Origin of the sequence: Nocardioides sp. Soil774, assembly GCF_001428125.1 — a bacterium.
Taxonomy (GTDB): domain Bacteria; phylum Actinomycetota; class Actinomycetes; order Propionibacteriales; family Nocardioidaceae; genus Nocardioides.
Genome location: NZ_LMSM01000009.1, coordinates 224,420 through 246,455, shown reverse-complemented (window position 1 = coordinate 246,455; position 22,036 = coordinate 224,420). Strand labels below are relative to the sequence as shown.

Genomic DNA, 22,036 nt, shown 5'->3' with positions numbered 1-22,036 from the left:
CACCTGAGCCCTCCTAGGTTTTCGACACGTCAACGAGGAACTGCTCCGCAGCCTGCGGGGTGTCCGCCGGGTAGATCTTGGCGACGTGGGTTCCGACGACGCGCGGCATCGCGCGACCGTCTCCGCGCTCGCCTGCCGGTGCTTCGACGGTGAACACGTCCTTTCCGTCGGGGTCCATCAGGCGCAGCTCGTAGCGCGAGTCGCTCTCGTTCTCGAGGACGATGGCGACGACTTCACCGGCTTCGGCCTCCCGGTCGGGTGAGGCCTCGACCCGACCGTCCTTGGACACGTGGAACCGCAACGTCGGAGGGTTGAGGGGGACGTCGTTCTCCGCCCGCTCGCTCAAGGGCGCCGCGCCGCTCACACCCTCCTGGCCGCAGGAGGACAACAGGCCGGCGAGGGCCACGCACACGACCAGCATCACCACCGTGAGCCGATGTCGTGGACCGGTGTGGCCGTGGCCGTGGCGGTGGCGGTGGCGGTGGAGGTGGCGGTGGCGGTGGGGACGCTGTAGGCCCGGTTCGTCCATCAGTGTGCGGTCGTTCATCTCGGCGCGAGGCATGTCTCCACCACTACCAAGACCCCGGTGAGACAGACGCCGTTCCGAAGGTCCGCCGGCACTGTTTCCGGTCACAGCGACCGCGCCGTATTGCCCACGAGGACACCGGCCGAGCGTGAAGGTCACGACGTCGTAACCATTCGGTGACAGCTGATGAACCGGGCCCGCTGCGGTTGGTTCAGCTCGACCGAGGGCAACGCGCTGCGCTCTACGGTGCCCCTTGCCGTTGGGCCTCGACGTGGCCCCACTCGCGGTTCGTCACGGGTCCGGCGGGCCCGGTTGGAGTCAGTCATCATCGTGGTCGCGGACGATGAACTCGAGTCGACCGGACTGGTCGGTGCGGACGTCGAGCACGCTGTCAGCGAAGCGCAGGGCGGCGATGGGTGCGAGGTAGACGCGAGCACCGTCGTGCTCGACGACCCGGTCCATCTCTTGGGGGGCGGCGGCGCGCCTCACGGCGAAGGTGGGACGGTCGCTGCGGCGGCTGATGCGCAGGCCCGGGACCTCCGCGGTGGTTCCCGAGCTCGAGATCTGGCGCACCGCTTCGTGTGCTTGGTGGGTGAGGGTGAACATGGGTCGCTTCCTTTTCTCGGTCGTGGACTTCCTTCGTGTGTTAGCTGGCTGAGAGGTAGGGGCTTGCGGGGGCTTGCGGGGGCTTGCGGGGGCTTGCGGGGGCTTGCGGGGGCTTGCGGGGTGGTGGTCGGTGGACCAGGGGGCGGGCTCCTTGGCGTGCTGCGGGGCGCGTTATCCGGCGCGGCCGATCGTGAACGCGGTCAGGAAGCCCACGGTGGCGAGCAGACCGGCGTAGAGGTGGGTGCGCTCGAACGCCTCCGGAATCATGGTGTCGGCGACCATCGTCAAGATGGCGCCGGCCGCCAGCGCGGTGATGACGGCGACCACCTGCGCCGAGGCACCTTGCAGGAGGAGGCAGCCCAAGAGCCCAGCGACGCCGCTGGCGAGGGCGACACCGCCCCAGACACCGAACACGTAGCGCGCTGACCGGCCGCTGCGTTTCATGCCGGCTGCGCTCGAGAGCCCCTCGGGCAGGTTGGAGATGAAGATCGCCGCGAGCACGGGGATGCCGACGCCGTTACCGCCGAGCAGGGAGAGCCCGAGGACGACGGACTCGGGGATGCCGTCGAGCAGCGCACCGATGGCGATGGCGGACCCGCTGCCGTCGTGGTCCTGCTCGCTCGGCTGCTGGGTGCCGGAACGCTTGCGGTGCCGTGCGCCTCGCCTGGCCAGGACGAGGTTGGCCAGCAGGTAGGCGACGGCGCCAGCCAGGAAGCCGACCACGGTCGCCAGCAGGCCTCCGCTTCGTTCCGCCTCGTCGACCAGGTCGAACGCGAGGGCGGAGATGAGCACACCAGCACCGAAAGCCATCACCGAGGCGACGACGCGCTGAGGCACGGCGGTCAGCCAGGCGACGAGGGCGCCAACGACCAGCGCACCCCCCGCGACGAGGCCCCACAGTCCCGCTTGCGCCCAGATCGGCATGTCAGCAGGAAGGTCGCAGGAGCAGTGCGGTGCTCAGGGAAGGTTCGTTCAGCATGGCGGTCTCCTTGCTCGTTGCGTTACTCGTTGGCTTGCTCGTTGGGCTTGCTCGTTTGTTGGGGGTGTCGGCTCGCCGGGAGGACTGGGCGTGATGCGACAGCTGCCGGGCGTCGCGCGGGGCGGGACAGGCGGCGTGGGCGGGAACTGCGGCGAGACCGAGAGGTGGTGGGGAGGTGGTGGGGTCGTCCGACGTCGACATCGGCGCCATGCCTGGGGCTCGCCGCGGCGGATGAAGTCGCACCTTGTGTCCCTTCCCTCATCGTGCTTTCGTTGCGTCACAGCATACATGCCGTTGCGCATCGAATGGGAGGGCCGCATGACCGGAGCAACAGTGGATCCGCGGACAGTGGTCGTGGGTCGATGACGCGACGAGCGACCGGTGAGGTCATCCACCCGGTCCCGCAGGTGCTGCGTCAGTACGCGCTCATCGCCGACGGCGAGCGTGGCGCCCTGGTGGGGCCCCGCGGGGACATCGCGTTCATGTGCGCACCGAGCTGGCACGACGACGCGGTGTTCTCCAGCCTGCTGGGCGGCCACGGCGGGTACGGCCTGAGCCCTGCGGACGACCGGTTCGTGTGGGGCGGCTACTACGAGCCGGAGACCTTGATCTGGCGCAGCCGATGGGTCTCGACCAACGCCGTGACCGAGTGCCGCGAAGCGCTCGCGTTTCCCGGCGACCCGCACCGGGTCGTGCTGCTGCGCCGGATCGAAGCAACGCTAGGCGTCGCCCACGTCCACGTCGGGCTGGATCTGCGGGCGGACTTCGGCGCCCGGACGATGACGGTAGCTCGCAGCGAGGACGGGCACTGGCACGGTCACTCCGGCGAGCTCGCCTACCGATGGACCGGTTCCACCGAGCACGCCCACCTGGAGGACGGGCGACTCGTCCTGGACCTGGTGGTACCCGCTGGCGAGTCCCGCGACCTGGTGCTCGAGATCTCGCGTGGCGAGCTCCCCCGGCGGTTGCCCGACCCGGAGGAGCTGTGGGACCGCACTCTGCGCGCGTGGCACGAAGCGACTCCCGACATGAGCGCTTCCGCGACTCCGGGAGCATCCAGTCATTCCTATGCCATCCTGCGCGGCCTCACGTCCAGCACTGGTGCGATGGTTGCGGCCGCCACCACCTCGCTGCCGGAGCGCGCCGCCCAGGGGCGCAACTACGACTACCGGTACGCCTGGATCCGCGACCAGTGCTACGCCGGGCGAGCAGCAGCCATCATCGGTGACCACACGCTGCTCGACAGCGCTGTTGAGTTCGTGTCCGAGCGCGTACTCGCGGACGGCCCGGACCTGCGGCCCGCATACACGGTGACGGGAGGTCGGGTCCCAGACGAGCACGACGTCACGCTTCCGGGATACCCCGGGGCCCCGGTGCGGACCGGTAACTGGGTCAACCATCAGTTCCAGCTCGACGCGCTCGGTGAGGCGCTGCTCCTGCTCGCCGCGGCCGAGGGCCGCGGCCGGCTGCACGACGACGGCCGCCGCGCCGTCACCACGCTCGTCGAGGCCATCCGCAAACGTGACCAGGACCCCGACGCCGGGATCTGGGAGATCGACGATCGCCGGTGGGCCCACTCAAGGCTCATGTGCGCCGCCGGCCTGCGAGCCGCCGCAGATGCGCCGACTCTGGGCAGCCACGGCGACGACGCTGCTACGTGGCGCCGACACGCCGAGGAGCTGATCACCTCAGCTGACCGGGACTGCCGGCACACCTCCGGACGGTGGCAACGTTCACCTCTCGACGACTCCGTCGACGCCGCGCTTCTCCTGCCCGGCATCCGAGGCGCAGTCGTCCCCAACGACCCCCGCAACCTCGCGACCATCCGGGCGGTACTGGAGGAGCTGACCGATGACGGTTTCGTCTACCGGTTCCGCCACGACGACAACCGCCCACTGCACGAGAGTGAGGGTGCGTTCGTCCTCTGCGGGTTCTGGCTCTCGCTCGCCCTCCTCAACCTCGGCCGACGAGAGGACGCGCTGCGCTGGTTCGAGCGCAACCGCGCCGCCATGGGCCCCCCGGGCCTACTGGCCGAGGAGTACGACGTCGTCCAACGACAGCTGCGCGGCAACCTGCCCCAGGCCTTCGTACACGCCCAACTGATCGAGACCGCCCACCGCCTGGGTGAGGCCGGTGTGAGCTCGCACGGCTTTCAGGCCCGCGCCAGGTGAGCGGCCCGCCCCGCAAGGAACCCAACACACGACTCCCCCAGGAGGAGCAGATGGAACTCAAGAAGAGCCCACGCATTGTCGTCATCACCGGAGCATCCGGTGGCATCGGCCGGGCCAGCGCCCGCCTGTTCGCCCGCGAAGGCGACCACGTGGCGCTGCTCGCGCGTGGCAGCACCGGTCTGCAGGCAGCGGCGCGTGAAGTCCGTGACCTCGGCGGCGACCCGTTGACCATCACGGTGGACACCGCCGACCATCACGCCGTCGAGCAGGCCGCAGACCGGGTCGAGGCTGAGCTCGGCCCCATCGACGTGTGGGTCAACGACGCGTTCACCTCGGTGTTCGCACGCTTCGTCGACATCGACCCCGAGGAGTTCCGTCGCGTCACCGAAGTCACCTACCTCGGCTTCGTCAACGGCACCCGCGCCGCCCTGACAAGGATGCTGCCCCGCGACCGCGGGGTGATCGTCCAGGTCGGGTCCGCCCTGGCCCACCGCGGCATCCCTCTCCAGTCCCCCTACTGCGGCGCGAAGCACGCCATGTGGGGGTTCCACGAGTCACTGCTCACCGAGTTGCGCCACGAGCACAGCAACGTCCACGTCACCTCGGTCGCCATGCCGGGCGTCAACACCCCCCAGTTCAGGTGGGTGTCGTCCCGACTGCCCATGCAGGCCCAACCAGTCCCACCGTTCTACCAACCGGAGGTCGCTGCTCGCGCCGTCCTCTACGCCGCGGCACACCCTCAACGGCGGGCGTACTGGGTGGGCGCCACCACCGCCGCCACCATCGTGGCGAACCGTGTCGCAGGGGGACTACTGGACCGCTACCTCGCCCGCACCGGCGTGGCATCGCAGCAGACGGACACGCCCCGCCCCGCCGACCAGAAGACCAACCTGTGGGAACCGGTCGACGGCGAGGACGGTCACGACCACGGCGCCCACGGAGTCTTCGACGACCGTGCCATCGCGCACTCGCCGCAGCAGTGGGCCTCGCAGCACCGCCGTGCCCTCGGCGTCACGGCCCTATCGCTCGCCGGCGGGCTCGCCGTACGCGCAAGGAGGACGGCATGAACAGGACTTGGCGTCTGGTCGATGTTGTCCGGCTCGGTCTCGGCCTGGTGAACCTGACCCGTCCGGAGGTGGCACTGCGACTCTGTGGAGGACGAACCCAGCAGCACGAGCGCGCGGCGGTCCGCATCCTGGGAGCCCGCTACCTCGCCCAGTCGGTCATAGGCCTCGCTGCCTCTCGGTTGCAGCAGCGGGCCCCGGTATCGAGCGAACGTCGACCGTGGGTGCGGGAGTTGGACGTCGCTATCGAGGTGACGCATGCCGCCAGCATGGTCGCCCTGGCGGCGGTCTCACCGAAGCGCAGGTGCCTCGCACTCGTGAGCGCGGTCACGGCCCTGGGCTTCTCAGCGCTCGACGTGCAGGAGGTCCGGCGATGACGACACCCCGACCCCTGCAGCGCGGCGCCGACATAACCGCCGACGCCGCAAGCTCCCATGCCGCAACACCCGGTGGTCGGCGGGCCCGGCACCTGGTCCGGCCCCGTTGGGTCTGGGGCGGACTCATCGGAGCCCTTAGCGGTGCCGTCGTCCTAAGTGTCGGCGTGGTGCTGCTGTCCGGACCGCTGTCCGTGACGGGCACCGTGATGCTGCTCCTTGGCGTGGGGTGCAGCGTCCGCGGTGGCGTGCTCTACGACGCCGTCTCGGGGTTCTCTCCGCGTCGAGAGCTTCGGCAGGTCCGCGACGGCGTGGTGCACCCAGGGGTCGCTCCCGGCGAGATGGTCAACACGGACCGGGCCCATGCCGACGCGGCCGCAACTAACCAACGCACCCGCCGCCTGGAGGACGCTGCCCACCATCCCGCGAAGGCTCACTGGGCTCCCGTCGCAGGCTGGATGTGCATGCTCATCACAGCAACCCTTGTCGTCTCCCAGTGGAACCTCGTGGCTCACAACGCCACCGGCGCGAGCAACAGCTTCCGCGACACAGGGTGGGCCATCCTCCTCGGCCTCTCCGGACTGCGTGTCGCTGTGGTCCCCGGTCGGCACCGCATCGCAGCCGCCGTCATTCTCATCTCGGGACTCGGGCTGGTCCTTGGCGGCATGCTCGCCGAGCACGACCACCTGAGGCTGCAGCTGGTGGAGGTCACCTGCGGTTGCCTCGCGGGAGCCTGCGCGCTCGCCGCGCACCTGTCCCCGTCGACGCCGAGGTAGCCATGATAGGTGTGCGCGTGCCACGCCGCCGCCGACGCCGCATGCATTGCGAGGACCACCACCACAAACCTCGACCCGGTCCTCGAGGCTGCGCTCGACGCCGAGGTTGCTCGGCTGGCCGCCACCAAGAACCTGGTGCTCGCGTTGCCGGCGGTGACGGCGTTCTGGAACGGTCTCGAGCGGGCGTTGAGCGGGTGGCGGAGCCGCAGCAAGGGCCGTCATCAACTGTACGAGGAGCTGGTGTGTCAGCTTGAAGGCGCTGGGGCGCGCGTCCTCGTGCGGGTCGCGGGCTCGGTGCCTGCCGGGCCTGTACCCGGAAACAAAAACCCGATGAACGGCCGGCGAGGCAACGCCGAGTTCAGCCTTCAGCCGCGTGTTGGACTCACGGGACCAAGCGCCCAGACGAACGCGGCCGCGCAAGTCACGACCCGCCGCTAGGCATCCTCTTTCCGCCTTGCCGCATCCTAGGCGCGTACCGCCATCTCGGCGAGGTCCCGTCGGAACCACCTCGTCCCGTCCACGCCGGTGACGTACGGCAGCCGTCCGCGACGCGCGCGTTGATGCACCACCCAGCCGCCACCGACACCCATCTCCGCTGCAAGGTCCTTGGCGAGCACCCACTCAGGGTGGTCGTCAGGAGGTTGTGGCTCCTTCGGCGCCGGCGGTAGGGACAGCAGGCGCGCACCCTCTGCGCGCGCATCCCGCAGCGCCTCCACCTCCGAGCGCCTCAGGCTCGGACGCCGCCGGCGCCTGACATGAGCAAGATCATCACCACCCACGTCACCTTGCACGCACCGGTCGAGGACGTGTGGGAGACCCTCACCACCCTGCCGGCATACGGCGAGTGGAACCCGTTCATCACCTCAGCGTCCGGCATGCTGGCGTTCGGCGGACGTCTCGACCTGACGATCCATCCGCCCGGTGGTCGGCCGATGAGGTTCAAGCCCTGGGTCACCGCCGTGGACGAGCACCGGTACGTGGAGTGCCTGGGGCGCGTCGGCATGCCCGGCGTCTTCGACGGCCGGCACCGCTGCACACTCACGCCGTTGTCGGGTGGCCGGACGCTGCTGCAGCAGTCAGAGACCTTCAGTGGGGCGCTCATTCCATTCCGGCGCGCAGTTGCTTGACCGCACCCGTGTGGGGTTCGAGCAGATGAACGAAGCGCTGGGACTCCGAGTTGGCAGACCGCGCCCTCACCCGCCGGAAGCCCCGGCTTCAGTGAATTGACCGCCGACCGCGGCCGACACACCGGGTGTCCTTGAATCACGATGACGGTCGAGACGGGGCCCTTCCGCTCACCGACGCGGCAGAGATGCGAGCGAGCGGAATCGAGCAAGCTCATCCTCTGAGATGTCCACGGTGATGGCCCTCGCGATGACGGCGTCTGGTTCTACAGGGTGCTCACCCCCGGTCAGCTCCGTTGCGGTGACGGGGACCTCGGCGCGGCTGTTCGCCTGCCGCCCAGACAGTAGGTCGGGCAGCATCCGTCCGATCTGGAGGATGTCGTCGTAGGTGAACCAGACTCCCCTCTGCCGCTTGCCGGGCTTCCCGGTGCGTTGGTGGGGCACTGCCCTCTTCGACACCAGGCTCTTGAGGATGGAGTCCTTGACCTTGAGCATCTCGGCTGCCTCCTGCCGGGAGTAGCAGCGGAGGGTCTTGAAGTCGTCGTCGATGCTCGTCATGGCGGCGACCGTCCGCCGTGGCCGCGCGGGCGCAATGGGGGGCAGCTTGGGGGGCAAACGCACCGCTCAGCACCGCTTGCAACCGCTCGAAACCGCTGGCGACCGCTTGGATCCGCAGGTAGATTGCGGGGACTCTGGCCACGCGGCCAGGACCGGCTCGATGGCGGGTTCAAGTCCCGTTACTCACCCCAATGGATCGAGCCCCCGGCCTGCAGGCCGGGGGCTCGAGTCGTTGTCGGAGGAGTCACCTCACCACTTGTGCATGGTCCCGTGCTCGATGTTGTAGTACATCCCGATGTGCGTGTAGAAGTTCATCGCGCCGAACAGCAGGAAGACCGTTCCGCCGACGACCCAGGCCCACACGGCCCAGCGCATCAGCTGCGGGCGGTCGGTCCAGAGCGCGATGGCGAACAGCAGGGCGCCGAGGGCGACGATCCCCCAGAGACCTCCGAGGAAGAGCGCCTCGAGGACGGGCAGGTGCCCGAAGCGACCGCTGATCGGCTCCACCGCGGGCGCAGCCCCGAGCTGGAAGCGGACGAAGGCGATGGCCAGGACTGCCATGGCGAGCCCGAGCGCTCCGACGAAGATGCCGACCGGCTTGAAGGCGGCCAGGGTGGCACCGTTGGCCTCCCCGACCGGGCCGGCGTACAGCGTCCGGTGGCGCCAGAGGTAGACGGCTGCGAAGAGCAGCAGGGCCCCGAACCCGGCCGCGGGCTGGCCGAAGGCGATGTTGGCGTACTCGAATCCGTTGCCCCCGAACGGCCACGTGACGGTGGTGTGGATGCCGAGGGCCAGCAGCAGGACACCGGTGACGGCAAAGAAGCCGGCCCAGCCCTCGCTGTCGATGTGCTTGCCCTTGATCAGGTGTGCCAGGAATGCGGAGAAGCCCAGCAGCCCTGCGCCGGCGGTCAGTGCGACCAGCTCGTTGTAGACGACCACGTCGCCCACGCTCCTTTCGTGCCCGTGCGGGCACTGCTCGTGTGGATGCGCCCGCCGCGGACGCCGCCGGAGGAGCGGCAAGGCGAGCTGTTCCTACAAAACGCTACGCATAGCGTTTTGATTCCTTGAGCCGCATCGTTGGGCATCGAGCCATTTCCGATACACTAATCGTGTCGTAACTCAGGCCTGGACGGGCCTCTCATCTGAAAGTGGTGGTGCACGTGCCCAGCGTCGAAGTGATCGCCTTCATCGCCGTGGCCCTCCTCGCCGGGGGCCTGACGATGGGTGGCGTCACGCTCGTCTACTTCCTGGACAAGTGGCGGGTCGAGCCGCCGGCGCCGCCTGCGCACCAAGCTGCGGCGGCCCGGCGCGCGAGTCCGTTCGACGAAGCAGCGTGACCCGTGCATCCTGTGATGGTCCTCGTCGCCTCCGGCGTCGCGGCGCTCGTGACCTACGCCGTGGTGCTCCTGCTGCTGCACGCCGCCGACGTCGGCACCCACGACCACACCCCGCCCAGCGACCGGAGGCCGCGTGACCGCTGCTGACACCTCCCCGGAGTCGCACCCCTCGTCCGGGCGGCCGGGTCGCCCACGCGAGGCGGCGCTGGACGAGCGCGTGCACGCGGCGGTCCTGCAGCTGCTGCGCGACGGAGGACCCGCCGCGGTGACGATGGACCGCGTCGCCGCCACCTCCGGGGTCGCCAAGACATCGATCTATCGCCGCCACCCCAACCGTGGTGCACTGCTGACCGCAGTCCTGACCGTGGCCATCGGCGCGCCACAGGTGCCGCAGGAGGGGTCGGTCCGCGACAAGATCCGGTTCGCGCTCGAGCAGGCCTGGCACCAGATGGGTGTGGTGCTCGGCCGCGGCGGGCTCGCCGCCATCGTCGGCGACAGCGACCCCGAGTTCACCGGGCTCTTCCGGGCCGCGCTCGGACCCTACGTCGACATGCTCGTCACCCGCATCCGCGACGACGTGGACGCGGGGGCCCTCCGGGAAGGACTCGATGCGGACGGCGTCGTGAGCCTGATGGTCGGTGCCTACCTCGGCGAGCTCGTCCTCCACGGGGAGGTCGCGCCCGGGTGGCTGGACCGCAGCCTGGAGCTGATCTGGGTGCTGATGAGGCCCGGGTCCAGCGGCGCCTAGCCCACCGCAGTCAGCGGCGGCGCTGCGGCACGTGCAGCGGCAGCGGGTTGCCGCGGATCGGGTTGGCCTCGGCGACCTTGTCCATCGAGTCGACGATGTTGCGCAGGTTGATGATGAGCGCGCCGTAGATCGGCCACTCGGGCGAGCGCTCGGTGGACCGCAGGTCCTCGGTGAACACCTCGAGGCGACGGCGTACGTCGAGCAGTGCCTGCGGGTCGGCGTCGCCGGCGGCGCGACCGGCGTCGCCCAGCATCGAGATCCACGGGTCGGCGAAGGCCGCGCCCCACGTCTCCTTGTGCGCCTGCTGGCCGCCGAGCGTGCGCGCCAGGCTGCGGATCTCGGCCACCGACTGCTCCATGCGCCTCAGCAGCTCGTGCCAGCGCTCGGGGTTCTTCATCTCCCGGGCCTGTCGGCGCGGGTTCATCCGGGCGCTCTCCTGGGCCTGGCGCACCAGCGACCAGGCGTGGTCGAGGTCGGCGTCGAGGTCACGCGTGCGGTCGATCCAGCCGGTGACGTCCTCCTCCTGGCAACCGTCACCGAGCCCGCCGGCGATGTCGACCAGCAGCTCGCCGATGCCGTCGTCGATGCGATCCATCGCCTCGGCCGCCGTACGCCGTCGCAGCGGGGGCCACACGAGCACGTTGACCAGCAGGCCGACCGCGACGCCGATCCCGCTGTCGAGCAGCCGCGAGATGAGCATCGCGTCGCTCTCGAAACCCGTGGTGAGCACCACGAGACCGGTCGTGGCGATGGTGGTGGCCTCGGCGCCCAGCCACGGCACCGCGCCCAGGAGGAGCGCGACGACGAGCAGCAGCGCGATGGCGCCGGTCGTCAGCCCGAGGGTCTCCCCCACCGCCGTGGCCAGCAGGACCGCGACCACCGTCGCCGCCACCTGCTGGGTGCCCTTGGAGAAGGTGCGGTAGACGGTGGCGTGCACCACCAGCAACGCCGCCCACGGGGCCAGGAACGGCTGCGGCAGGTCGAGCACGCTCGCCGCGACCACCCAGGCGGCGACGGCGGCGAGCACCGTCTTGGCCAGCTGGAGGACGTCGTTCCACCAGATGGGGTCGCTCAGTCGTCGGTCGATTTGTTCCCTCATGCTCACGTGCAGCCCTCCCTCAGGCGTCTCCCTCAGCGCTCGACACTACGGGGACGACAGGCTCGGGCCGATCTCAGGCGAGGGACAGGAAGAGCTTCTCCATCTTCTTGACGTCGACCCCGTCGACGCCGTCGCCGGCGACCAGGCACTGCTGCAGGCCGCTCGCCACGATGGCGAAGCCGGCCCGGTCCAGCGCCTTCGAGACGGCGGCGAGCTGGGTCACGACGTCCTCGCAGTCGCGCCCCTCCTCCAGCAGGCGCAGCACGCCCGCCAGCTGGCCCTGGGCGCGCTTGATGCGGTTGATGACCGGGGTCATCTCGGTGGGGTCGAGCTCCATCAGTCCTCCTGGGACAGGGCGGCGAGGGCCGCGGTCAGGCGTTGCTTGGCGTCGGCGGCCACGGTGTCGAGCGCGCCGGCACCGGCCAGGCCCATCATCGCGTCGGGGTCGAAGGCCTCGACGATCGTCGTGGCATCGTCCACGGAGCGGACGACCACGTTGCACGGCAGGACCGCGGCGATCGAGGGGTCGACCTGGATGGCCTCGTAGGCCAGGGGCGGCCGGCAGGCGCCGAGGATGATCTGCGGCGGCAGGTCGACGTCGAGCTTGGCCTTCATGGTGGCCGCCAGGTCGATCTCGGTGAGGATGCCGAAGCCCTGGTCGGCGAGCGCGGTGCGGGTCGCGGCGACGGTGTCGTCGTACGACATCGCGACGGTGGTGCTCAGCGTGTAGGTCATGCCCTCATCCTCTCGCGCTCGGCCTCGGCGGCGCGCAGCGCGGCCTCGACGTCGAGCGCGCGCACCGAGGCGATCAGCTCCTCCAGCGCGGCGGCCGGGAGCGCGCCGGGCTGGGAGAAGACCAGGACGCCGTCCTTGAACGCCATCAGCGTGGGGATCGAGGTGATCTGGGCGGCACCGGCCAGCGCCTGCTCGGCCTCGGTGTCGACCTTGCCGAACACGATGTCGGGGTGATCGGCCGAGGCCTTCTCGTACACGGGGGCGAACTGGCGGCACGGGCCGCACCAGGACGCCCAGAAGTCGACGAGCACGATCTCGTGCGCGGTGACGGTGGACTCGAAGTCCGCCGCGGTCAGGTCACGGGTGGTCATGGGTGGCTCCTTCTCATCGTGGTCGGGGAATACCCCCGGGGGTGTTTTGCCTTCAGCGTACATACCCCCTAGGGTATTCCTCAACACCGAGGAAGCCCACGACCGGAGAGGAATCGCATGTCGCACCAGACGCCCGAGATCTCGATCGAGGACTACGCCGCCGAGCGTGAGGACGGCACGACCGTCGACGTCCGCGAGCGCGGCGAGTACGCCCAGGCCCACGTGCCCGGCGCCCTGCTCGTCCCGATGGGCCAGCTCGCCTCGCGGCTCGACGAGCTCGACCGCTCGTCCCGCGTCCACGTCATCTGCGCCTCCGGCAACCGCTCGAAGGCCATGACCGACCTGCTCGTCGCCCAGGGCTTCGACGCCGTCTCAGTCTCCGGCGGCACGCAGGCGTGGATCGCCTCCGGCCGCGCCGTGGGGATGGGTCTGTGATGAAGGACCTCACCGTCGTCGCCATCGAGACCCCGACCCTCGGCGACCGCAGCTATCTCGTCCACGACGGCGAGGTGGCGCTGGTGGTCGACCCGCAGCGCGACATCGACCGCGTGCTCGACCTGCTCGAGCAGCACGACGTGCGCCTGACCCACGTCTTCGAGACCCACATCCACAACGACTACATCACCGGGGGCCTCGCCCTCGCCGAGCGCACCGGTGCCCTCTACCTCGTCAATGGCGAGGACGACGTGTCCTTCGTCCGCACCCCCGTGGCGGACGGACAGGTCGTCGAGGTGGGTGGACGGATGCGCATCACTGCGCTGGCAACCCCCGGCCACACGTTCACCCACCTCTCCTACGCCCTGACCGACGCCGGCCAGCGCGACGCCGACGGCGTCGACCGTGCGATCGGCGTCTTCTCCGGCGGGTCGCTGCTCTTCGGCGCCACCGGCCGGCCCGACCTGCTCGGGCCCGAGCACACGCACGACCTGGTGCGCCACCAGCACGCCTCCGCGCACCGGCTGGCCGACCTGCTGCCGGACCAGGCCGAGGTCTACCCCACCCACGGCTTCGGCTCGTTCTGCTCCGCGACCCAGTCGGAGGCCACGTCGTCGACGATCGCGCAGGAGAAGAAGTCCAACCCGGCCCTGACCCAGGACGAGCAGACCTACGTCGACGAGCTCCTCGCCGGCCTGGGCCCCTGGCCGGCGTACTACGCGCACATGGCGCCCGCCAACGCGAGCGGTCCGTCCGAGCCCGACCTGTCGCCACCCGCCCTCGCCGACGCCGCCGAGCTGCGCCGCCGCATCGAGGACGGGGAGTGGGTCGTCGACCTTCGCAACCGCACGGCCTTCGCTGCCGGGCACGCCCCCGGGACGCTGAACTTCGGCCTCGACGGCGGCTTCGCGACCTACCTCGGGTGGCTCGTCACGTGGGGCACCCCGATCACGCTCCTCGGCGAGACCGCCGACGACGTGGCCGCGGCCCAGCGCGAGCTGGTGCGCATCGGCATCGACCGCCCCGCGGCGCACGCCACGGGCGGCCCGGAGGACTGGAGCGACCGGCCCCTGAGCTCGTTCGCCACCGCGACCTTCGCCGACCTCGCCCAGGTGCGCCACCACCGCGAGGTGGTCGTGCTGGACGTACGCCGTGCCGACGAGCACGACGCGGCCCGCATCGACGGCGCGGTCAACGTCCCGCTCCACGAGCTCGCCCAACGCCTCGACGAGGTGCCCGCGGGCGAGGTCTGGGTCCACTGCGCCGGCGGCTACCGCGCCTCGGTGGCGGCCTCGATGCTCGACGCGGCCGGACGGTCGCTGGTGGCCATCGACGACTCGTTCGACAACGCCGAGTCGGTCGGGCTGCACCTGGTGGGGCCCGCGGCGTGAGCCTCGCACTCGTCGCCGCCCTCGCCGCGGGCGCGCTCATCGGGCTGAGCCTGGGCGCGCTCGGCGGCGGCGGGTCGATCCTCGCCGTCCCGGTGCTCCTCGCCCTCGGGGAGTCACCGGCCCAGGCGACCACGGGCTCCCTCGTGGTCGTCGGCATCACCTCCCTGGCGGGGGTCGTCACCGCACGCCGGGCGGGCAACGTGCTGCTCGCCCGGGGCGCGGCGTTCGGCGCCGTCGCCATCGCGGGCGCCGTCGCCGGCGCCCGGGCCTCGGCTGCAGTCCCGGAGCCCGTGCTGCTGGCGTCGTTCGCCGCGCTGATGCTGGTCGTCGCGACCCTCATGGTCATCCGGCAGGTCCGGGCCCGCCGCGGCGACGGCGCGCGTGCCGCCGAGCCCCGTCTCGACGACCCCATCATCACCTTCAGCCCGACCTTCATGTGCCAGTGCCCGCGCGCGCTCAAGGTGCTCGTGACCGCGACCGCGGTCGGGCTCCTCACGGGCTTCCTCGGCGTGGCCGGCGGGTTCCTCGTCGTCCCCGCCCTGACCCTCGCCCTCGCGCTCCCCATGACGTACGCCGCCGGCACCTCGCTGGTGGTCATCACGATTACCAGCGCCTCGGCCTTGGCGACCCGCGCCGGCACGGGCACCGCGCCCGACTGGTGGCTCGTCGCCGCACTCACCGTCACCGCCGTCGCCGGCTCGGTCGCGGGGGCCCGCCTCGCGGCCCGCACCGACACCCGGCGCCTCTCCGCAGCCTTCACCGGCCTGGTCATCCTCGTGGCCGCCTGCACCGCCGCATCCGCACTTCCCGCTCTCGTCTGAGGCAGGATCACCCCCACCGAAGGAGACACACCATGTGCCGACCCGTCCGATGCAAGACCTGCGGCAAGACCACCTGGGCCGGCTGCGGCCAGCACGTCAGCCAGGTCAAGGCCGGCGTGCCCGCCCAGCAGTGGTGCAACGGCCAGCACACCGCTGCCGAGAAGCAGCAGGCGCAGGGCAGTCGCGGCGGGTTCCTGTCCCGCCTCTTCGGTCGCGACTGAGCGCGACGTCGGGATCCCCGGCTGACCGGGCATCCCTGACGGACGGATTGGCAGTGACGTCAGGGGTGGTAGACGGCCCGGTGCGGTCGCGGGTTCGCGAGCAGCACCGGGCAGCCTGCCTCGCGCAGCACGGCCCTGGCCACCGGTCCGATGTGCGACCCGACCGGCACCAGCGGGTCGTGGCGGCCGATCACCAGCAGGTCGGCGTCCTTCGAGGCCTCCAGGATCGCCTCGATCACGCGACCGGGGTGCACCTGCACGTCGGCGTCGATCGCGACCGACTCGTCGCCCATCCGGTCGAGCGCCGCACGCACCTCGGCACGCGAGCGCTCGGTCCAGCGACGGTGGTCCTCGCTGCGCGGCGGCAGGTCGGTGTCGTACGTCGGCCACGACCAGGCGTGCACCACGCGCAGCGACGCGTCGCGGGCGCGGGCCTCCGCGATCGCGGTGCGCAGCACCTCGTCGGAGCGCTCCGGGACGTCGACGCCCGCGACGACGACCTGGTGCCCCTCCGACGGCGACCAGCCGCTCGGCACGGCCACCACCGGCACCGGGAGGTGCGCGGCGACCCCGCCGGCGACGGTGCGGTTGACGATGCGCGAGAGCTTGGACAGGTGCCGGTGCTCCAGCACGACCATCCGGGCGTCGCGGCCGGCCTCGACCAGCACGTGCACCGGTGCACCGCGCCGCAGCTCGTGGGTGACCGGGACGACGCCGTCGACAAGGTCCTCGGCGTGCTTGACCGCGAGCTCGAGCACCTCGCGGCCCCACTTCTCGACGTCGACGTCGGTCAGCAGGGCGTTCTCGGGTCCCGGCGGCGCGACGTGCAGCGCGTGGACGAGGTGCAGCCCACAGCGCGCGCGCACCGCCTCCTCCGCGGCGAACGCGAGCGCCGAGTCCACCTCCTCGGGGCCGACACCGACGACGATCACGGGGGTGGTGGCGGGGCTCTGCTGGGTCATGACGTCCTCCTCGGATGGGTCCGGCAAGGTCCACTCTTCGCCGACGCCGCGCCGGCTGCGAGGGCCCTTGGACCCGACAGGTCGCGGCAAATGACCCTGCTGCGCCGCTGCCACCACTGCGAGGCTGGAGGCGAACCTGAGGAGGTCCGCATGCGTGCGTTGCAGCTGAAGTCCTGGAAGAGCGACCCGGTGCTCACCGACGTGCCCGTCCCCGAGCCGGGACCGGGCGAGGTGCTGGTGCAGGTGGGGGCAGCGGGTGCGTGCCACTCCGACCTGCACCTCATGCACGAGTTCGAGTCCGGCACCCTGCCCTGGAGCCCGCCCTTCACCCTCGGCCACGAGAACGCCGGCTGGGTGCACACCCTCGGCGAGGGCGTGACCGGGCTCGAGGTGGGGCAGGCGGTGGCCGTCGTGGGCGCCTGGGGCTGCGGCACCTGCGCGCACTGCATCGACGGCCTCGAGACCTACTGCGAGCGACCCGACCTCGCGCCCGTGCCGGGCGGCGGGGGCGGTCTCGGCATGGACGGCGGCATGGCCGACTTCCTCCTCGTGCCCTCCGCGCGCCACCTCGTGCCGCTGCCCGACGGGCTGGAGGTCGTCGACGCGGCGCCCCTGACCGACGCGGCGCTCACGCCCTACCACGCCGTACGCCGCTCGCTCGGCAAGCTCGGCCCCGGGACCACGGCCGTGGTCATCGGTGTCGGTGGGCTGGGGCACCTCGGCCTGCAGGTGCTCAAGGCCGTCACCGCCGCCCGCGTGATCGCGGTCGACGGACGCCAGAGCGCCCGCGCGCAGGCGTCCGCGCTCGGCGCCGACCTCGTGCTCGAGCCCGGCGAGGAGACCGCGACCCGGATCCGCGAGGCGACGGGAGGTCGCGGCGCCGACGTGGTGCTCGACTTCGTCGGCTCCGACGAGACCCTGGCCACTGCGGCGGCCAGCATGCGCCAGCTCGGCGACCTCACCATCGTCGGGATCGCCGGCGGGACCCTGCCGGTGTCGTTCTTCGGCCTCCCCTACGAGACCAGCGTGCAGACGACCTACTGGGGCAACCGCCGCGAGCTGGTCGAGGTGCTCGACCTGGCCTCGCGCGGCCTGCTGCACGCGGCCACCACGATCTACCCGCTCGAGGACGCCGTGTCGGCGTACGACGACCTCGCCCACGGGCGGGTGACCGGGCGGGCCGTGATCGTGCCCAACGACACGTTCACCGGCTGAGCCGCGGTGCCGTCACCCGACGGCACCCCACCCAGGGTCTACCTTGGCCCGGTGACCCACAGCTATGACGTCGTCGTGGTCGGCGGCGGCCACAACGCCCTCGTGAGCGCCGCCTACCTCGCCCGCGCCGGACTGTCCGTCGTGGTGCTGGAGCGACTCGGCCACACCGGCGGGGCGGCGGTCTCCGTGGAGCCCTTCGCGGGCCTGCCCGCGCGGCTCTCGCGCTACTCCTACCTGGTCAGCCTGATGCCGGAGCAGCTGATGGCCGACCTCGACCTCGACGTGAGGCTGGCCTCGCGCAGCACCGCGTCGTACACCCCCTGGGTGCGCGGCGAGCGCTCCGGCGGGCTGCTCGTCGAGCGCCCGGAGGGCGAGGCGACGCGGTCGTCGTTCCGCGAGCTCACCGGCGGCGACGAGGAGTACGCCGCGTGGCAGGCCTTCTACGCCGAGGTCGGCAAGCTCGCCGAGGTCGTCGCCCCGACCCTGATTCAGCCGCTCCCCCTCGAGCGCGACGTCCGCGCCCTGGTCGACGAGCGGATCTGGGACGAGGTCGTCTCCGAGCCGCTCGGGCGGGCGATCACCGCGCGCTTCGCGGACGACACGGTGCGCGGCGTCGTGGCCACCGACGCGCTCATCGGCACCTTCGCCTCGATGGACGACGCCTCCCTCATCCAGAACCGCTGCTTCCTCTACCACCTCATCGGCAACGGCACCGGCGAGTGGCGCGTGCCGGTCGGCGGGATGGGCGCCGTCACCGACGCCCTGGCCCGGGCGGCCGTCGAGGCGGGCGCGGAGATCGTCACCGGCGCCGGCGTCAGTGCCATCACGCCCGGCGCGGACGGCGCCGAGGTGACCTGGCACGACGGCACCCGCGAGCACTCGGTCACCGGGCGCCGGGTGCTCTCCGGGGTCGCCCCGTGGGTGCTGAGCATCCTGCTCGGCGAGGGCGAGGACCCCGCGACCAAGCCGGCCGGCTCGCAGCTCAAGATCAACTTCCTGCTCGACCGCCTGCCGCGGCTGGCCTCCGGCGCCGACCCCGAGGTCGCCTTCGCCGGCACGCTCCACCTCGGCGAGGACTACAGCCAGCTCGAGACGGCGTACGCCGCTGCCGCCGCCGGCCGGGTGCCCGACCCGATGCCGGGCGAGGTCTACTGCCACAGCCTCACCGACCCCTCGATCCTGGGTGAGCAGGCCGGTGCGGCGCACACGCTGACCTACTTCGGGCTGCACACCCCCGCCGCCCTTTTCGACGCCGACCACGGTGCCCGTGACCTGGCCGTGCAGCGCGCGATCGCCTCCCTGGACGCCGTGCTCGACGAGCCGATCGCGAGCTGCGTGGCCCGCGACGCCGACGGCAACCCGTGCATCGAGGCCAAGGTCCCGCAGGACGTCGAGAAGGACCTCGCGATGCCCGGCGGCCACATCTTCCACGGCGACCTCGAGTGGCCCTGGGCACCCAACCGATCGCGGCTCGAGACCCCTGCGCAGCAGTGGGGCGTGCAGACCCAGCACGACTCGGTGCTGCTGTGCGGGTCGGGTGCGCGCCGCGGTGGCGCGGTCTCCGGCCTGGGTGGGCACAACGCGGCCCAGGCGGTCCTGGCCGGTCTCTGACCTCGATTTCGCCTGCTGGTCGCGACGTTGTAGTGTTCTACTCGCTTCACCGCCTGCGCCATTAGCTCAATTGGCAGAGCAGCTGACTCTTAATCAGCGGGTTCGGGGTTCGAGTCCCTGATGGCGTACCACCCGCACCACGACCGAGGCCCTCCACGCAGAGATGCGAGGAGGGCCTTCGTCGTTCCTGCCCCCGGCGCCCGCCCGGTCGACTAGCCTCGCAGCACCCACGGGCCACCCCGAGCCCCAGGCGAGAGGACCCGCCCGTGCCGTTCAGGACGCTCCCGACTGCGCTCGCCTGCGCCGCGACGCTGCTCACCGCGGGCCTGCTGCAGACTCCCGCCGGGGCGCTGACACCCGACGTCGACACGGCCGCGCTCCCGACGCGGGTGGAGGCCGCGCGGACCACGGGCGTGCTCAGCCTGCGCCCGGCCCTCAGCCAGCCCGGCAAGCGCCCGACCACCTCGTCGTCGAGGACGCAGGCGCTGGCCGTCTTCCGCCACACGAGCACCGGACGGACGGTCGCGCTGCAGCGCGAGGACGGCGCGGGGTGGCGGACCGTCGGCCGCGCCCGGCAGCACCGCAGCGGGTCCACCCTCTTCACCCTCCCCGACACGACCGGCCACTACCGCGCGGTCGTGCTGTCGCGCAGCGGGTCGGTCAGCGCGACGACCAACACGGTGCGCGGACGCGCGTTCACGACCCTGTTCAAGGACGAGTTCTCCGGCACGAGGGTCGACACCTCGAAGTGGTCGGACCAGCCGACGCTGGCTCCGGCCTACATGCGGATGTGCTCGACCCTGTCCCGCCGCGTGCGCACCGTCGGCGACGGCGTGCTCAACCTCGGTGTCGCACCCGACCCCACCCGCGCGGACCGCCCCTGCACGTGGGAGCTCAACGGCAACTCGGGCTCGCACCCCTACATGTGGAACACCCAGCTCTACACCGGTGGGAAGTTCGACTTCACCTACGGCTACGCCGCCGCCCGGATCAAGATGCACCTCGACAAGGGCATGCACACCTCGTTCTGGCTGCAGCCGTCCGACTGGTACACCCCGGGACAGCCCGCCAAGGGCACCGAGATCGACGTGGTCGAGTTCTTCGGCCGCACCAGCCGCGACTCCACCATCGGCTCGTTCGTCCACTGGTACGACACCGCCAACGAGCACCACAAGCTGGGCGGGTTGTTCCCCCACGCCAACACGCTCAAGAAGGCCGCCGAGACGTGGTCGAGCGCCTACCACGTGTTCAGCGTGGAGTGGACGAAGGACGCCTACGTCTTCCGGGTGGACGGCCGCGAGTTCTTCCGCGAGACCCAGGTCGTCTCCCGGGCACCTGAATACCTGCTGCTGTCGATGCTGACGTCCGACTACGAGCTGGAGAAGCTCACGCCGGCCACGATGCGCCAGCGCGCCAAGGTCGACTGGGTGCGGGTCTGGTCGCACTGACCGTCGGCCCGTCCGGTCCCGGTGTCACACGAAGGTCGGGAACGTCGGCTCCGGCAGCGGGCCGGTGCTCGCGTCGCGCGCCGCCTCGTAGCCGGCGGCCACCTCGACGAGCGTGGCCTCCGAGCCAGCGGTCCCCCAGAACGACACCGCGACCGGGAGCCCCGCCGCCAGCTCGGTCGGCACGGTGACGAGGGGGTAGCCCGCGACGGCCGCGGGGCCGCTGCACGACCCGCCGAAGTGCTCGGGGTTGACCAGGTCGATCGGGTGCGCCGGGGCGTACGACGGCGTGACGAGGGCGTCGAGGTCGTGGGCGCGCAGCACCGCGTCGATGCCTCCCTCACGCGTGGCAGCCACGCCGCGAGCCCGGGCAGCGAGGTGCTCGGGGCTGCCGGCCAAGGGCCCGTCGAGGGCCTTCTCGAAGAGCGACTGCCCGAAGTGGGCGAGCTCGGTGTCGGGGTGCGCACGGTTGAAGGCCACGACCTCCTCGAGCGTGCGCGGCACGTCCCCCGGCCGGGTGGCGAGGTAGTCGGCGAGCCCGGAGCGGAGCTCGGCCAGCAGCACGAGCAGCTCGTCCTCCCACACCTGGTCGGGGAGCTCAGGCAGGTCGGTGGCGTCGACGATGGTGGCACCCTCGGCGGCGAGCAGCGCGACGGCCCGCTCGGCGGCGGCGTCGGCGTGCGTGGAGTAGGCCCAGTAGGTCGCGCGCGGCACGCCGAGCCGCTTGCCGGCCAGCCGGCCGGGGACGGCGTACGACGCGAAGTCGCGGCCGTCGCCCGCGAGCACCGTCAGCAGCGCGGCGGCGTCGCGCACCGTGCGCGCCATCGGGCCGGGCGAGTCCTGCGACGCCGAGATCGGCACGACCCCGTCGGTGGGCACGGTGCCGACGGTGGGCTTGATGCCCACGCAGCCGTTGAAGGCGGCCGGGCAGGTGATCGAGCCGTCGGTCTCGGTGCCGACGGCGAGTGGCGCGAGGCCTGCGGCGATGGCCGCGCCGCTGCCGGAGCTGGAGCCTCCCGCGGAGCGGTTGAGGGCGTAGGGGTTGCGGGTGAGGCCGCCGTGGGCGCTCCAGCCCGAGGCCGACGACTCGTCGCGGATGTTGGCCCACTCCGACAGGTTGGTCTTGCCCAGCACGACGAGGCCCGCGTCGCGCAGGCGCTGCACGAGCGCGGCGTCGCGCGAGGGCGGTGGGGCGTCGGCGAGGGCGAGCGAGCCGGCGGTGGTGGGGAGGTCATGGGTGTCGATGTTGTCCTTGACCAGCACGGCGCGGCCGTGCAGCGGCCCGCGGACCCGACCCTCGGCGGCCTCACGGTCGAGCAGGTCGGCCTGCTCCAGCGCTCCCGGATGAGGGGTGCAGATCGCGTTGACCAGTGGCTCGACGACCTCGGCGCGGGCCAGGAGCGCCTCGACCTCGGAGCGGGCGCTGGCGGGTGTGTCGGCGGGCATGGCCCGATCCTCCCTGTCGGT

27 protein-coding genes and 1 tRNA gene are annotated in these 22,036 nt (G+C 71.5%); 17 read left to right on the top strand and 11 right to left on the bottom strand.

Features of this window, described 5'->3' with window-relative positions:
• Positions 1-13: 13 nt before the first annotated feature.
• From ASG76_RS15220 to ASG76_RS15210, 3 genes are all read right to left on the bottom strand, one after another.
• Positions 14-562 (bottom strand): hypothetical protein, encoded by a 549-nt coding sequence (locus ASG76_RS15220; RefSeq protein ID WP_162254124.1) that lies wholly within the window; start codon positions 560-562, stop codon positions 14-16.
• 282 nt (positions 563-844) lie between these two features.
• Positions 845-1,132 carry a hypothetical protein gene (locus ASG76_RS15215; RefSeq protein ID WP_056605113.1) on the bottom strand — a complete coding sequence of 96 codons (288 nt, stop codon included), beginning with the start codon at positions 1,130-1,132 and terminating at the stop codon, positions 845-847.
• A 171-nt stretch (positions 1,133-1,303) separates the two neighbouring features.
• Positions 1,304-2,056 carry a ZIP family metal transporter gene (locus ASG76_RS15210; RefSeq protein WP_056605109.1) on the bottom strand — a complete coding sequence of 251 codons (753 nt, stop codon included), beginning with the start codon at positions 2,054-2,056 and terminating at the stop codon, positions 1,304-1,306.
• A 462-nt stretch (positions 2,057-2,518) separates the two neighbouring features.
• On the opposite strand from ASG76_RS15210, the gene ASG76_RS15205 reads away from it, so the two are divergent.
• The 6 genes from ASG76_RS15205 (at position 2,519) to ASG76_RS15180 (ending at position 7,623) form a co-directional block, all read left to right on the top strand.
• A complete protein-coding gene (locus tag ASG76_RS15205; protein ID WP_200948200.1) occupies positions 2,519-4,282 on the top strand; it encodes a glycoside hydrolase family 15 protein in 1,764 nt (587 codons plus the stop codon).
• 50 nt (positions 4,283-4,332) lie between these two features.
• On the top strand, positions 4,333-5,349 hold the full coding sequence (locus ASG76_RS15200; RefSeq protein ID WP_056605103.1) for an SDR family oxidoreductase: 1,017 nt from the start codon (positions 4,333-4,335) through the stop codon (positions 5,347-5,349).
• Positions 5,346-5,723, top strand: coding sequence for a hypothetical protein (locus ASG76_RS15195; RefSeq protein ID WP_056605100.1), 378 nt, complete (start codon positions 5,346-5,348; stop codon positions 5,721-5,723). Before ASG76_RS15200 ends, ASG76_RS15195 begins: the two co-directional genes overlap by 4 nt.
• 164 nt (positions 5,724-5,887) lie before the next feature.
• Entirely contained in the window at positions 5,888-6,496 is a 609-nt protein-coding gene (locus ASG76_RS15190; protein ID WP_157559142.1) for a hypothetical protein, read from the top strand.
• Positions 6,497-6,505: 9 nt separating this feature from the next.
• A complete protein-coding gene (locus ASG76_RS15185; protein WP_056605094.1) occupies positions 6,506-6,934 on the top strand; it encodes a hypothetical protein in 429 nt (142 codons plus the stop codon).
• A gap of 317 nt (positions 6,935-7,251) precedes the next feature.
• Complete coding sequence (locus ASG76_RS15180; protein WP_056605091.1) at positions 7,252-7,623, top strand: SRPBCC domain-containing protein; 372 nt, start codon at positions 7,252-7,254, stop codon at positions 7,621-7,623.
• 168 nt (positions 7,624-7,791) lie between these two features.
• Here ASG76_RS15180 and ASG76_RS15175 read toward each other — a convergent pair whose 3' ends face one another.
• Both ASG76_RS15175 and ASG76_RS15170 read right to left on the bottom strand, forming a co-directional pair.
• Positions 7,792-8,178: a hypothetical protein gene (locus tag ASG76_RS15175; RefSeq protein WP_056605090.1), complete on the bottom strand. Its 387-nt coding sequence runs from the start codon at positions 8,176-8,178 to the stop codon at positions 7,792-7,794.
• Positions 8,179-8,427: 249 nt separating this feature from the next.
• On the bottom strand, positions 8,428-9,126 hold the full coding sequence (locus tag ASG76_RS15170; RefSeq protein ID WP_200948199.1) for a DUF981 domain-containing protein: 699 nt from the start codon (positions 9,124-9,126) through the stop codon (positions 8,428-8,430).
• 200 nt (positions 9,127-9,326) lie between these two features.
• Between ASG76_RS15170 and ASG76_RS15165 the strand changes: the two genes are divergently transcribed.
• From ASG76_RS15165 to ASG76_RS15160, 3 genes are read left to right on the top strand one after another with little or no spacing between them, the layout of a single operon-like run.
• Positions 9,327-9,515 carry a hypothetical protein gene (locus tag ASG76_RS15165; RefSeq protein ID WP_056605086.1) on the top strand — a complete coding sequence of 63 codons (189 nt, stop codon included), beginning with the start codon at positions 9,327-9,329 and terminating at the stop codon, positions 9,513-9,515.
• Between the two features lie 3 nt (positions 9,516-9,518).
• Positions 9,519-9,662 carry a hypothetical protein gene (locus ASG76_RS19160; RefSeq protein ID WP_157559141.1) on the top strand — a complete coding sequence of 48 codons (144 nt, stop codon included), beginning with the start codon at positions 9,519-9,521 and terminating at the stop codon, positions 9,660-9,662.
• On the top strand, positions 9,649-10,263 hold the full coding sequence (locus ASG76_RS15160; RefSeq protein ID WP_056605083.1) for a TetR/AcrR family transcriptional regulator: 615 nt from the start codon (positions 9,649-9,651) through the stop codon (positions 10,261-10,263). The genes ASG76_RS19160 and ASG76_RS15160 overlap by 14 nt, the downstream gene beginning before the upstream one ends.
• A 10-nt stretch (positions 10,264-10,273) precedes the next feature.
• Here ASG76_RS15160 and ASG76_RS15155 read toward each other — a convergent pair whose 3' ends face one another.
• The 4 genes from ASG76_RS15155 to trxA form a co-directional block, all read right to left on the bottom strand.
• Positions 10,274-11,362 (bottom strand): FUSC family protein, encoded by a 1,089-nt coding sequence (locus tag ASG76_RS15155; RefSeq protein WP_157559140.1) that lies wholly within the window; start codon positions 11,360-11,362, stop codon positions 10,274-10,276.
• 73 nt (positions 11,363-11,435) lie between these two features.
• Positions 11,436-11,699: a metal-sensitive transcriptional regulator gene (locus tag ASG76_RS15150; RefSeq protein WP_056605077.1), complete on the bottom strand. Its 264-nt coding sequence runs from the start codon at positions 11,697-11,699 to the stop codon at positions 11,436-11,438.
• Positions 11,699-12,097 carry a DUF302 domain-containing protein gene (locus ASG76_RS15145; protein WP_056605074.1) on the bottom strand — a complete coding sequence of 133 codons (399 nt, stop codon included), beginning with the start codon at positions 12,095-12,097 and terminating at the stop codon, positions 11,699-11,701. Before ASG76_RS15145 ends, ASG76_RS15150 begins: the two co-directional genes overlap by 1 nt.
• Positions 12,094-12,468, bottom strand: coding sequence for a thioredoxin (gene trxA / locus ASG76_RS15140; RefSeq protein WP_056605071.1), 375 nt, complete (start codon positions 12,466-12,468; stop codon positions 12,094-12,096). The genes ASG76_RS15145 and trxA overlap by 4 nt, the downstream gene beginning before the upstream one ends.
• Before the next feature lie 117 nt (positions 12,469-12,585).
• Here trxA and ASG76_RS15135 point away from each other — a divergent pair, with 117 nt between their 5' ends.
• From ASG76_RS15135 to ASG76_RS15120, 4 genes are read left to right on the top strand one after another with little or no spacing between them, the layout of a single operon-like run.
• Entirely contained in the window at positions 12,586-12,903 is a 318-nt protein-coding gene (locus ASG76_RS15135; RefSeq protein WP_056605067.1) for a rhodanese-like domain-containing protein, read from the top strand.
• The gene (locus ASG76_RS15130; protein WP_056605064.1) at positions 12,903-14,294 is read left to right on the top strand and encodes an MBL fold metallo-hydrolase; all 1,392 of its coding nucleotides are present in this window, start codon (positions 12,903-12,905) and stop codon (positions 14,292-14,294) included. The genes ASG76_RS15135 and ASG76_RS15130 overlap by 1 nt, the downstream gene beginning before the upstream one ends.
• Positions 14,291-15,115, top strand: coding sequence for a sulfite exporter TauE/SafE family protein (locus tag ASG76_RS15125; RefSeq protein WP_056605061.1), 825 nt, complete (start codon positions 14,291-14,293; stop codon positions 15,113-15,115). The genes ASG76_RS15130 and ASG76_RS15125 overlap by 4 nt, the downstream gene beginning before the upstream one ends.
• A 32-nt stretch (positions 15,116-15,147) precedes the next feature.
• Positions 15,148-15,336, top strand: coding sequence for a hypothetical protein (locus ASG76_RS15120; RefSeq protein WP_056605059.1), 189 nt, complete (start codon positions 15,148-15,150; stop codon positions 15,334-15,336).
• Positions 15,337-15,395: 59 nt separating this feature from the next.
• On the opposite strand, the gene ASG76_RS15115 is transcribed toward ASG76_RS15120, so the two are convergent.
• On the bottom strand, positions 15,396-16,298 hold the full coding sequence (locus ASG76_RS15115; RefSeq protein ID WP_056605056.1) for a universal stress protein: 903 nt from the start codon (positions 16,296-16,298) through the stop codon (positions 15,396-15,398).
• Between the two features lie 150 nt (positions 16,299-16,448).
• Here ASG76_RS15115 and ASG76_RS15110 point away from each other — a divergent pair, with 150 nt between their 5' ends.
• The 4 genes from ASG76_RS15110 to ASG76_RS15095 all read left to right on the top strand — a co-directional run bounded on the left by ASG76_RS15110 (position 16,449) and on the right by ASG76_RS15095 (position 20,572).
• Positions 16,449-17,513 carry an NAD(P)-dependent alcohol dehydrogenase gene (locus ASG76_RS15110; RefSeq protein ID WP_056605054.1) on the top strand — a complete coding sequence of 355 codons (1,065 nt, stop codon included), beginning with the start codon at positions 16,449-16,451 and terminating at the stop codon, positions 17,511-17,513.
• Positions 17,514-17,564: 51 nt separating this feature from the next.
• Positions 17,565-19,124, top strand: coding sequence for a phytoene desaturase family protein (locus tag ASG76_RS15105; RefSeq protein WP_056605051.1), 1,560 nt, complete (start codon positions 17,565-17,567; stop codon positions 19,122-19,124).
• 55 nt (positions 19,125-19,179) lie between these two features.
• Positions 19,180-19,255: transfer RNA gene (locus tag ASG76_RS15100), tRNA-Lys, on the top strand.
• A gap of 135 nt (positions 19,256-19,390) precedes the next feature.
• Positions 19,391-20,572 (top strand): family 16 glycosylhydrolase, encoded by a 1,182-nt coding sequence (locus ASG76_RS15095; protein ID WP_056605048.1) that lies wholly within the window; start codon positions 19,391-19,393, stop codon positions 20,570-20,572.
• A gap of 24 nt (positions 20,573-20,596) precedes the next feature.
• On the opposite strand, the gene ASG76_RS15090 is transcribed toward ASG76_RS15095, so the two are convergent.
• A complete protein-coding gene (locus ASG76_RS15090) occupies positions 20,597-22,015 on the bottom strand; it encodes an amidase family protein (protein ID WP_056605044.1) in 1,419 nt (472 codons plus the stop codon).
• Positions 22,016-22,036: the final 21 nt, after the last annotated feature.

Excerpts from the sequence above, each read along its gene's own strand:
- ASG76_RS15215 (WP_056605113.1), bottom strand. The coding sequence starts at position 1,132 with ATGTTCACCCTCACCCACCAAGCACACGAAGCGGTGCGCCAGATCTCG.
- ASG76_RS15130 (WP_056605064.1), top strand. The coding sequence starts at position 12,903 with ATGAAGGACCTCACCGTCGTCGCCATCGAGACCCCGACCCTCGGCGAC.
- ASG76_RS15115 (WP_056605056.1), bottom strand. The coding sequence starts at position 16,298 with ATGACCCAGCAGAGCCCCGCCACCACCCCCGTGATCGTCGTCGGTGTC.
- ASG76_RS15120 (WP_056605059.1), top strand. The coding sequence starts at position 15,148 with ATGTGCCGACCCGTCCGATGCAAGACCTGCGGCAAGACCACCTGGGCC.
- ASG76_RS15175 (WP_056605090.1), bottom strand. The coding sequence starts at position 8,178 with ATGACGAGCATCGACGACGACTTCAAGACCCTCCGCTGCTACTCCCGG.
- trxA (WP_056605071.1), bottom strand. The coding sequence starts at position 12,468 with ATGACCACCCGTGACCTGACCGCGGCGGACTTCGAGTCCACCGTCACC.
- ASG76_RS15200 (WP_056605103.1), top strand. The coding sequence starts at position 4,333 with ATGGAACTCAAGAAGAGCCCACGCATTGTCGTCATCACCGGAGCATCC.
- ASG76_RS15090 (WP_056605044.1), bottom strand. The coding sequence starts at position 22,015 with ATGCCCGCCGACACACCCGCCAGCGCCCGCTCCGAGGTCGAGGCGCTC.
- ASG76_RS15195 (WP_056605100.1), top strand. The coding sequence starts at position 5,346 with ATGAACAGGACTTGGCGTCTGGTCGATGTTGTCCGGCTCGGTCTCGGC.
- ASG76_RS15180 (WP_056605091.1), top strand. The coding sequence starts at position 7,252 with ATGAGCAAGATCATCACCACCCACGTCACCTTGCACGCACCGGTCGAG.
- ASG76_RS15150 (WP_056605077.1), bottom strand. The coding sequence starts at position 11,699 with ATGGAGCTCGACCCCACCGAGATGACCCCGGTCATCAACCGCATCAAG.
- ASG76_RS15210 (WP_056605109.1), bottom strand. The coding sequence starts at position 2,056 with ATGCCGATCTGGGCGCAAGCGGGACTGTGGGGCCTCGTCGCGGGGGGT.
- ASG76_RS15155 (WP_157559140.1), bottom strand. The coding sequence starts at position 11,362 with ATGAGGGAACAAATCGACCGACGACTGAGCGACCCCATCTGGTGGAAC.
- ASG76_RS15145 (WP_056605074.1), bottom strand. The coding sequence starts at position 12,097 with ATGACCTACACGCTGAGCACCACCGTCGCGATGTCGTACGACGACACC.
- ASG76_RS15220 (WP_162254124.1), bottom strand. The coding sequence starts at position 562 with ATGCCTCGCGCCGAGATGAACGACCGCACACTGATGGACGAACCGGGC.
- ASG76_RS15135 (WP_056605067.1), top strand. The coding sequence starts at position 12,586 with ATGTCGCACCAGACGCCCGAGATCTCGATCGAGGACTACGCCGCCGAG.
- ASG76_RS15110 (WP_056605054.1), top strand. The coding sequence starts at position 16,449 with ATGCGTGCGTTGCAGCTGAAGTCCTGGAAGAGCGACCCGGTGCTCACC.